The sequence below is a fragment of the uncultured Faecalibaculum sp. genome (assembly GCF_910588395.1).
Classification (GTDB): Bacteria; Bacillota_I; Bacilli_A; order Erysipelotrichales; family Erysipelotrichaceae; genus Faecalibaculum.
The window spans coordinates 1-9,087 of record NZ_CAJUPA010000060.1 but is presented as its reverse complement, the minus strand read 5'-3'; the positions used below and the strand labels follow the sequence as shown (position 1 = coordinate 9,087).

Annotated in this window: 8 protein-coding genes; 3 read left to right on the top strand and 5 right to left on the bottom strand. The window is 55.6% G+C overall.

The window, feature by feature from the left end; genetic code table 11:
- Window positions 1-59: 59 nt before the first annotated feature.
- Genes QZ305_RS11245 through lacG form a run of 3 tightly spaced genes read right to left on the bottom strand, consistent with a single transcriptional unit; the run spans window position 60 to window position 3,503 of the window.
- A complete protein-coding gene (locus QZ305_RS11245) occupies window positions 60-1,757 on the bottom strand; it encodes a PTS transporter subunit EIIC (RefSeq protein ID WP_294732045.1) in 1,698 nt (565 codons plus the stop codon).
- 4 nt (window positions 1,758-1,761) lie between these two features.
- Window positions 1,762-2,073, bottom strand: coding sequence for a PTS lactose/cellobiose transporter subunit IIA (locus tag QZ305_RS11240; RefSeq protein ID WP_294732043.1), 312 nt, complete (start codon window positions 2,071-2,073; stop codon window positions 1,762-1,764).
- A 29-nt stretch (window positions 2,074-2,102) separates the two neighbouring features.
- The gene (gene lacG, locus QZ305_RS11235; RefSeq protein WP_294732041.1) at window positions 2,103-3,503 is read right to left on the bottom strand and encodes a 6-phospho-beta-galactosidase; all 1,401 of its coding nucleotides are present in this window, start codon (window positions 3,501-3,503) and stop codon (window positions 2,103-2,105) included.
- Window positions 3,504-3,749: 246 nt separating this feature from the next.
- Here lacG and QZ305_RS11230 point away from each other — a divergent pair, with 246 nt between their 5' ends.
- Window positions 3,750-4,529 carry a DeoR/GlpR family DNA-binding transcription regulator gene (locus QZ305_RS11230; RefSeq protein WP_294732039.1) on the top strand — a complete coding sequence of 260 codons (780 nt, stop codon included), beginning with the start codon at window positions 3,750-3,752 and terminating at the stop codon, window positions 4,527-4,529.
- Window positions 4,526-5,176 (top strand): HAD family phosphatase, encoded by a 651-nt coding sequence (locus QZ305_RS11225; RefSeq protein WP_294732038.1) that lies wholly within the window; start codon window positions 4,526-4,528, stop codon window positions 5,174-5,176. Before QZ305_RS11230 ends, QZ305_RS11225 begins: the two co-directional genes overlap by 4 nt.
- Here QZ305_RS11225 and QZ305_RS11220 read toward each other — a convergent pair.
- Window positions 5,173-5,349 carry a hypothetical protein gene (locus QZ305_RS11220; RefSeq protein ID WP_294732037.1) on the bottom strand — a complete coding sequence of 59 codons (177 nt, stop codon included), beginning with the start codon at window positions 5,347-5,349 and terminating at the stop codon, window positions 5,173-5,175. The two genes, QZ305_RS11225 and QZ305_RS11220, sit on opposite strands and share 4 nt — an antisense overlap.
- Window positions 5,350-5,524: 175 nt before the next feature.
- Between QZ305_RS11220 and QZ305_RS11215 the strand changes: the two genes are divergently transcribed.
- A complete protein-coding gene (locus QZ305_RS11215) occupies window positions 5,525-7,315 on the top strand; it encodes an oleate hydratase (RefSeq protein WP_294732035.1) in 1,791 nt (596 codons plus the stop codon).
- 164 nt (window positions 7,316-7,479) lie between these two features.
- On the opposite strand, the gene QZ305_RS11210 is transcribed toward QZ305_RS11215, so the two are convergent.
- Complete coding sequence (locus tag QZ305_RS11210) at window positions 7,480-8,778, bottom strand: alpha-amylase family glycosyl hydrolase (RefSeq protein ID WP_294732034.1); 1,299 nt, start codon at window positions 8,776-8,778, stop codon at window positions 7,480-7,482.
- Between the last annotated feature and the right edge of the window lie 309 nt (window positions 8,779-9,087).

Below are 9,087 nucleotides of genomic sequence, written 5' to 3'. Positions count from 1 at the left end.
CCACCGCAGTGTGACTGCCGATATAGCCGGCACCTCCTGTTACCAGTATTCTCATGACGTTAGTCCTGCGATTCCCGGACCACGAAATCCACCGCGCCCGCCGGATCCCGGGTCAGCCCGATATACTGCGCACCTTTGGTTTTCACCACTTTGATCCCGTACCTGTCCGCATCGCTTTTGATCTCATCATAGCGGGACTGCACCTGCGGGGACAGCACCACCAGCTGGAACTCATCCAGGATCCCGGTATGAGACCCGAAGGCCTCTGCCTGCGCCTTCACCGGCAGGTGCTTTTCCTCTGCCCCTTTGTTCACCGCATTGGCAAACATCGCCGAAGTACCTGCACCCACGCAGAGCACCAGCACATTCAGCGGCTTGTCTTCGCTCACAGACGCCGGGGCCTCTGCGGCAGCCTGAGCCGGTTCCTGCCGGGCAGCTGCCGCACTCTGTACCGGTGCCGGCTCCTCCCGGCTCTCCGGTGCAGAGGCTTTGAATGCTTCTTCCGCCACGAGATTGGAGTCATAGGCTTTGACAAAGGGAATGTAGATCAGCGCATCCACGGCAATCAGCACCACGGCACACAGCAGGGCCATGGGTGCCATGCCAGTCCCCAGGAAAAGTCCTACCGGGGCAGGTGTAGCCCAGGGGAGCACATAGATGAAGGAATTCATGTTCAGAACATCAATGAAGAACTTGAACAGAACCGCATTGGCAATGGGAGCCAGCAGGAACGGTACAAAGAAATACGGGTTCAGGACAATGGGCGCCGCGAAAAGAATCGGCTCATTGACATTGAAAATCACCGGCAGGAACGACGCCTTGCCCACTGCCTTCAGCTGTCTGGACTTGCAGATCCACATGAACAGGAAGGGCACCACCAGCGTGCAGCCCGTCCCACCCAGGCAGGCAATGAAGTTGTTGAATCCAACTGTCAGGGCATGGGAAGCCTGCTCGCCGTTCTGCACCAGCATCAGGTTGGCTTCCACATTCGCATAAATGGCAGCTGCCACCGCCGGCTCCACGATGGAAGGACCGTGAATGCCCAGAAACCAGAAGAATGCCATTGCCCCTGCAATCAGCCCCAGGCCAAAATAGGAATCTGCAGCACTGAACAGCGGGGAGAACAGGGTGATCAGACTTTCCGCAAATCTCACGCCGAAGAACTGCGTGGAAACAAAATCAATGGCCACACAGCACAGAACGGAGAAGGAAAACGGGAACACATTCTTGAACACATTGGAGATGACCCCGGGTACTTCCGGCGGCATCTTGATGGTGATGTTCTTCAACGTGCAGAACCTGTACATGTTCGCGGTGATGAACGCCGAGATGAAGGAACAGAGCAGGCCCTTGGTGCCCAGATAGGTCACATCGATTCCGCCGTCAATTTCCGTCACCGCCAGCATCAGGAAACCGGAAATGGAAGCCAGCATGATGGAAACGACATTCATCGTCATGCCTTTGGGCAGTCTGCGCTGGAAGTTTTCTCCCAGGGCCCGGGCTGTGGTGGCTGCCACCAGGATGCCCACGATGCCCATGGACAGGTTGTAGACCCGCCACAGCCAGCCGCTGACTGCCTCCGGCAGCACGATGCCGAAGACTTCGGGAAGCGCCGCGCAGAGAATGAAAATGCTCGAGAACAGGATGGCTGGCATGGCTGCCAGAAACCCGTCCCGGATCGCCTGCAGGTAAGCATTCCCTGCCAGTTTGTTGAAGAAAGGCTTGCCCTTTTCAATAAATCCGATGATCGCGTTCATGATCTCAGCTCCGCTTGTACAGTTCCACCATGTCGGTGATCAGATCCCGCAGCAGGATCGTGGTCATGAGGTGATCCTGTCCGTGCACGAAGATGAAGCCCATATCCATGTTGTCTCCGGACGCTTCCGCTGCCAGGATCTGTGTCTGGGAACGGTGTGCCTGGTTGATGTTTTCATCTGCATCCGCCAGCAGCGCCTCCACATTGGCGAAGTTGCCGGAACGCACTTCCTTCAGCAGCTGCAGCAGTGTGCTGCGGGCATCTCCGGAATAGGCCACGATTTCAAAGCCCACCATATTCATTTCGTCTTTCGTCATTTTTGCTGTCTCCTTTTCTTTTTCTTTCCTTATAAAATTGTCTTTGTCTCTGCCAGCTGCTTGTACCACCAGGCGGATTCCTTGGGATAGCGTTTCTGCGTCTCGAAGTCCACGAAGAACAGGCCGTAGCGCTTGTTGTATCCATTGGACCAGGAGAACACATCCATCAGCGACCAGAGGAAGTAGCCCTTCACATTGACACCCTGTTCAATGGCATCCGCCACTGCACCCAGATACTTTCTGATGTAGTCAATGCGGGGTCCATCCATGATGATCCCGTCCTGGAACACATCTTTGTACCCCATGCCGTTTTCCGTGATGTAAATGGCTTTGTAGTTGGGGTAATCCCGTTTGATCCGCTGCAGCAGATCATACAGACCCTGGGGGTAGATCAGCCAGTCCCAGTCAGTCCGTTCCAGCCCTTCCTTGTAGATGCGCTCACCGATGCCCTTCACCTTGTAGGACCCGGTGCCCTTGTCTCCGGTGCCGTTGTGGTGAATGGCATTTTCGCCGTTGTAGGCTTTCACAAAGTGGCTGGAGTAGTGATTGATGCCCAGATAGTCATTGCGGTCCTTCGCCTTCTCCAGTTCGATGAAGTCCTCTTCCGGGAAATCATAAGCAGCATCATTGGCGGCGCAGATCTCATCCAGCGCCTCCAGCGTTTCCCTGGAATAGCCGCCTTTGTACGTGGCATCCAGCAGGAAGCGGATGCTCAGGGCATCATCCAGGAATGCCGCATGCACGTCTTCCGGGGCATCGGAAGCCGGATACTTGGTTTCCAGAGAGTGGACCACACCGATCTGCCCGGCATAGCCGCCTTCCTTGAACAGGTTCACTGTCCGGGCGTGGGCCACCATCATGTTGTGGAGGCAGGCAATGACTTTTGACAGATCGTATTTGATTCCCGGCGGGAAGATTCCCAGCAGATACTGGTTTGTGGCAATGGGATAGATTTCATTGAAGGTCGTCCAGTACTCCACCTCGGGATATTCCTCAAAGCAGAATTGGGCATAGTCCACAAAGGCATCGATTGTGTCCCGGTTCAGGAAATCCCCCTGGTCAAAGAGCGCCTTGGGCGTGTCGAAGTGGTGCAGGGTCACAAACACCTTGATGCCCCGCTTTTGTGCTTCCGCCAGTACCTTGTGATAGAAATCGACCCCTTCCTGATTGACACGTCCGGTTCCTTCCGGGAAAATCCGGCTCCAGGCAATGGACAGCCGGATGCCGTTGACTCCGAACATGGAACAGAGTTCAAGATCTTCGGGGTATTTGTGGTAGAAATCGCTGGCGGGATCCGCGAGAAACCGCCCCTGTTTTTCCAGATAATCATCCCAGGCCACCGGGCCCTTGCCGCCTTCCTTCGTGGCGCCTTCTGCCTGATAGGCAGCGGTGGCACCGCCGAAGATAAAATCTTCCGGAAGTGTTTTCATACAGGTTCCTCCTTCTTCTTTCGTTTCCTGTGATTCGTTTGAATTTGTTCGTTTTTGTTTCACTTGTTTGGTTACAGCCACAGTATACGCAGGATATTCCGGCTATGTCAACGGTTTCAATCGCTTTTTCAAACAATTTTTATCAGTTCTTGATGGATGTATTCGGATTTTCTGTTTATTTCTGTTCGATTCTATTGACTGGAACGCCGGGAAACGGTATAACAGGATTGTGAAAGGAGCAACCGGATGCTGAAACGGGAACGACTGACAAAAATACTTCAGATGGTCAATGACAAGGGCATCGTGGACACCGCGGACATCATGGAGGCACTGGCTGTCTCCGATATGACTGTGCGCCGGGACCTGGACGAACTGGAAAAGGCAGGCAAGCTGATCCGGGTCCGGGGTGGAGCCCAGTCCCTGGACTACAACATCGACTTCGAACTCTCTCACCTGCAGAAATCCACGGTGCAGATCGAGGAAAAACTCGCCATTGCCCGCTGTGCAGCGCAGGCGGTGCAGGATCACGAAACCATTTTTCTGGGCCCGGGCACCACGCTGGAAATGATGGCCACGCTGCTGCCGGACCGGGATGTCCGGGTAGTGACCCCCTCCCTGCCGGCTTTTGAAGCCCTGAAAGACAAGCTGCAGGACCGGGTGGTTCTGGTGGGAGGCACCTACCGGTCCAACACCGGTACCTTTGCCGGCACCCTGACCAACCAGACCCTGCGGGACCTGAAATTCACGAAAGCCTTCATTTCCTGCAATGGAATCGCCGATGACGAACTCACCACTTCCTCCCTGGAAGAAGGGGAAATGCAGGCCATTGCCTGCCGCAACGCCAGAAACGTCTATCTGCTGGCAGACAGCCGGAAATTCAACCGGGAGGATTTTTACGTATACGAACATCTGTACAACATAGATGAACTGATCACGGACAGCACACTGTCCCAGGACGTGGCGGACCACTACCGGGAATACACCCGGATCCGCCAGGTCAAAGTCAAAAACGAGGAGGAACAATGAAAGGCGTCATATTCGACTTCAACGGCACGCTATTTCTGGACAACGACAAGCACGTCCTTGCCTGGAACCGCATTTCCCGCCAGCTCCGGGGAAGAGACATCACAGAGGAGGAGCTGCACGAAAAAATGAACGGCCGTCCCAATAAACTGATCATCCGCTACTTAAACGGCGGAATGGAAAACCCGGAACTGGAAGACCGGTATTCCCTGCTCAAGGAAGAGTACTACCGTCAGTTCTGCAAAGCCGATGCAGCCTCCTTTCATCTCATCCAGGGTGCGGAAGCACTCTTTGATGAACTGACAGCCGCAGGTGTCCCCTTTACAATCGCCTCGGCTTCCATCAAACCCAACATTGATTTCTTCGTGGAAAATTTCCGCCTGGACCGGTGGATCGATCCGGCAGACATCGTGTACGACGACGGAACATACGAAAACAAAACCGCCATGTTCCAGGACGCCGCCGAAAACATCCAGGTGCCCCTGCAGGACATCACAGTGATCGAGGATTCCCTGGCGGGCATTGAAAGCTCATTGCAGGCAGGAATCCGGGACATCCGGCTGCTGGACTCCGGCCACATCCGGAATCAGGTAGCCGGTATCCCCCAGATCACCCAGGTGGTCCGGGACATGACCGAAATCCGCCGTTAGCCCCGCACATCCTGCAAACCGCAGACCAGCCGCCAGCCGCTTTTGCTTCGGGGAAAGCAGCCGGCGGTTTTCTGCGCTTCCACCAGACAAAGTCCCGGCTTCAGGCCGCCTTTCGGCAATCTGAAGCCGGTATCCATCTGAGCCGGAAACCCCTGACTGGATATATTCCGCACCGGCTCCTCACTCCCGGACTGCCGGAATTCGCGAAAACGGCGTGCAGGGTGGGAAACCTGCGTTTTCCCACCCTGCTGGCCGGTTCAGACACATTTGTCACTGTGTACTGCTGCAGGGCATGACGGCTGACCGGCAAATGGAGATTTTTCTAAAATGGTGCCGAGGTGATGAAACATGTTCCATTACGGAAGCGGCAACTACGAAGCCTTCGCGCATCCGCGGGTGCCAAAGGACATTGAAAACAAACACGCCTATATCATGGGCAGCGGTCTCGCCGGGCTCTCTGCGGCATTTTTCCTGGTCCGGGACGCAAAAATGCCCGGAGAAAACATCCACATTCTGGAAAAGGATCCGATTCCCGGCGGCGCCATGGACGGCTGGCAGTATCCGCTGCTGGGCTACACCATGCGGGGCGGCCGGGAAATGGACAACCATTTCGAAGTCATGTGGGACATTCTGCGGGATGGGCCTTCCATTGAAAACGCCGACTATTCCGTGCTGGACGAGTACTACTGGCTGAACAGGGACGATCCCAACTATTCCCTGTGCCGGGTAACGGAAAACCGGGGTCAGGATGCGCATACGGACAAGAAATTCGCCGTATCGGACAAGGCGCAGGAGCAGATCCTGAAGCTGTATCTGACACCGGAAAAGGACCTGGAAGACAAGACAATCGAAGATGTCTTCGATGACGAAGTCCTGAACTCGAACTTCTGGCTGTACTGGCGGACGATGTTTGCCTTTGAAAACTGGCACTCGGCCCTGGAAATGAAGCGGTACATGCAGCGTTTTGTACACCACATTGACGGGCTGCCGGATCTGTCCGCACTGCGCTTCACGAAATACAACCAGTATGAGTCCATGATCCTGCCCATGGTGAAATACCTGGAGAGCAAAGGCGTGAAATTCGAGTACGGCGTGAAGCTGGAGGATGTGCAGTTCGTGGTGCGGCAGGACGAAAAACTGGCGCAGTCCATCACCGTGAAACGGGACGACAGACTGGAGACGATTTCCCTGACAGAAAACGATCTGCTGTTCCTGACCGTAGGCGGTCTGGTGGAGAACTCGGCTTTCGGATCCCAGACCGAACCGGCAAAGCTGAACGACGACCTGGCAGATGACGGGGGCTGGAGCACCTGGAAGAAAATCGCAAAACAGTCCGATGATTTCGGTCACCCGGAGAAATTCTGCGGAGATGTGGAGAAAACCAACTGGGAATCCGCCACAGTGGAGACCCTGGACGAAGAAATTTTCCCCTACATCAAGGCAATCACCGGCCGGGATGTGCTGACAGGTCACGTTGTGACCGGTGGCATCGTCACCGCAAAGGACTCCGCCTGGCTGCTGTCCTGGACCATCAACCGCCAGCCGCAGTTCCGGAACCAGCCGGATGGACACGCCCTGGTCTGGGTCTACGGCCTGTTCACGGACCGGGAAGGCGATTATGTGAAAAAACCGATGCGGGACTGCACCGGCGAGGAAATCTGCGAAGAATGGCTGTATCACATCGGCGTTCCTGAAGAGAAGATCCATGATCTGGCAGCAAACCACTGCAACACGATTCCCTGCATGATGCCTTTTGTCACTGCGTTCTTCATGCCCCGGAAAAAGGACGACCGTCCGCTGGTGCGTCCGAAGGGATCGAAGAACTTTGCATTCATCGGCCAGTTCGCCGAGACACCCCGGGATACGATTTTCACCACGGAATACTCCATGCGCACCGGTATGGAAGCGGTGTATGATCTGCTGGACATCGAACGGGCGGTACCCGAGGTCTGGGGATCAGCCTATGATGTGCGGGATATGCTCAAGGCAGCCGTGCACATGCGGGATGGCAAGCCGCTGACAGACATGGTGACCAATCCCATGGAAAAACTGGCCATGCGGGAGCTGCTGAAAAAGATCAAAGGCACGGACATCGAGCTGGTTCTGAAGGAATACGGTGCCATTCCGGAAAACGACTGAGGACGATTCCGCCCCAGGCGCTGACTGCATGCATCAGTCCATCTGACTGCAGCAGTCTGCACACAGCCAGCCCGCTGCGGCACAAACAGAAAACAACCCGGAGGAAGACAGCCACACCGCTGTTTTCCTCCGGGTTTTGTGTGTTTTCCAAAGACAGTCACCGCTTACTGCAGCCTGCAGCGGGTATCTGCCAGGGGATCTCTGACCAGCAGCGGCAGATTGTCGCTGTCTGCCTGTGACGCCCGGATCTGCACCGGTTCACCGGTGAAGAGATTGATGTACTCTCCATCGGGCAGACCCGCCGGGATCCTGTCCTGTCCTTTGTCCTGGAGCCGGAACAGCGCCCGCAGGCCATTGCGGTTCAGCGCCAGGGAACCGTTCCCGTCATCCGGTTCATAGAGAACCGGAACCCCAGGCTTGAAATACCGGGTTCTGACCGCTTTGCACCGCCGGATCCAGTCCGCCGCTTCCTGATCCTCTTTCCAGTCAATTGGGTCCTGATCGAAGATACTGGGCAGATGTGTCTCTCTCTGCTCCTGCCCGTGATACAGCATTGGCAGTCCCTTCAGGGAAAACAGCAGTGCCGTCCAGTTCCTCCAGAGACTCTCATCCCAGCCGCAGGCCATCGCCCGGGGCTGATCGTGATTTTCCAGATACCGCAGTTTGACAGCCTCCGGCGGCAGCATGGCATCCTGCCGCACCAGTGCATCCGTCCACTGACTCACCGGAGCCTTCTGCTGCATCACCAGCAGCTGGTCCGGGAACGCATCATAGTCATACAGCACATCAAAAGCTGCCTGACACAGGGCAGATTCACTTTCTCCCACCCGGCCCTGATCCCGGCAGAATTTTACAAACGGCAGATGGCAGCTTTCCGCCAGCCAGAACAGATCCGGATTCACCACGCTGCAGGCTTCCCTGGCTTCCTTCCAGAACCCCGCCGGAACCCGGCTCGCCACATCGCAGCGGAAGCCGTCCACCATAGCCGCAAACTGCTTCAGCGTCTCGATCTGGTAACCCCACAAGTCCCGCTGCCCGTAGTCCAGATCCACAATATCGCTCCAGTCCGCCACCAGAGAGTGCCGGTTCCCTGTATCATCCATGAAGAACCACGCCGGATGTTCCCGGGTCAGAACCGAATCCGGCGACGTATGGTTGTAGACCACATCCACGATCACCTTCATCCCCAGAGCATGGGCTTTCTCCGTCAGTGATTTCAGATCTTCCCAGGTTCCCTGCTTCGGATCTATCCGGCGGTAGTCCTGAATGGCATAGGGACTCCCGTCTTTGCCCTTTCTGTCCTGTTCACCGGAAGGCTGCACCGGCAGCAGCCAGAGAATGTCCGCTCCCAGTCCCCGGATCCGCTCCAGATCTCCTTCGACCTCTTTCAGTGTACCCGCCTGTGAATGATTTCGCGCAAACACAGAATACAGCAGTTTGTTTTCAATCTCCCTGTCTTGCATAACAGCCTCCATTGATGCTTCCGGCATCCTGCCGGGGTTTTGTTTCTTCCTTTGTATGATAGCAGGAGAAAACCGGATGGAACCGGTTAAATTGTTAACCTCTGTGCTGATGGGACCTGCGGCCCTGGCCGGGGCTGGAGATCAGATGGGAGTGCTGTCTGCGTATACTCTGAAATAAAAAAACGGCACCCTTTCGGATACCGGCTTTCTCAGTGGCCATGTGTTATTTTTGCCTTTCGGCTATCGTCACCGTGAGAGAGCTTGACTTCTGTGTTCGGGATGTTTACAGGTATTTCCTCTCTGCCATGA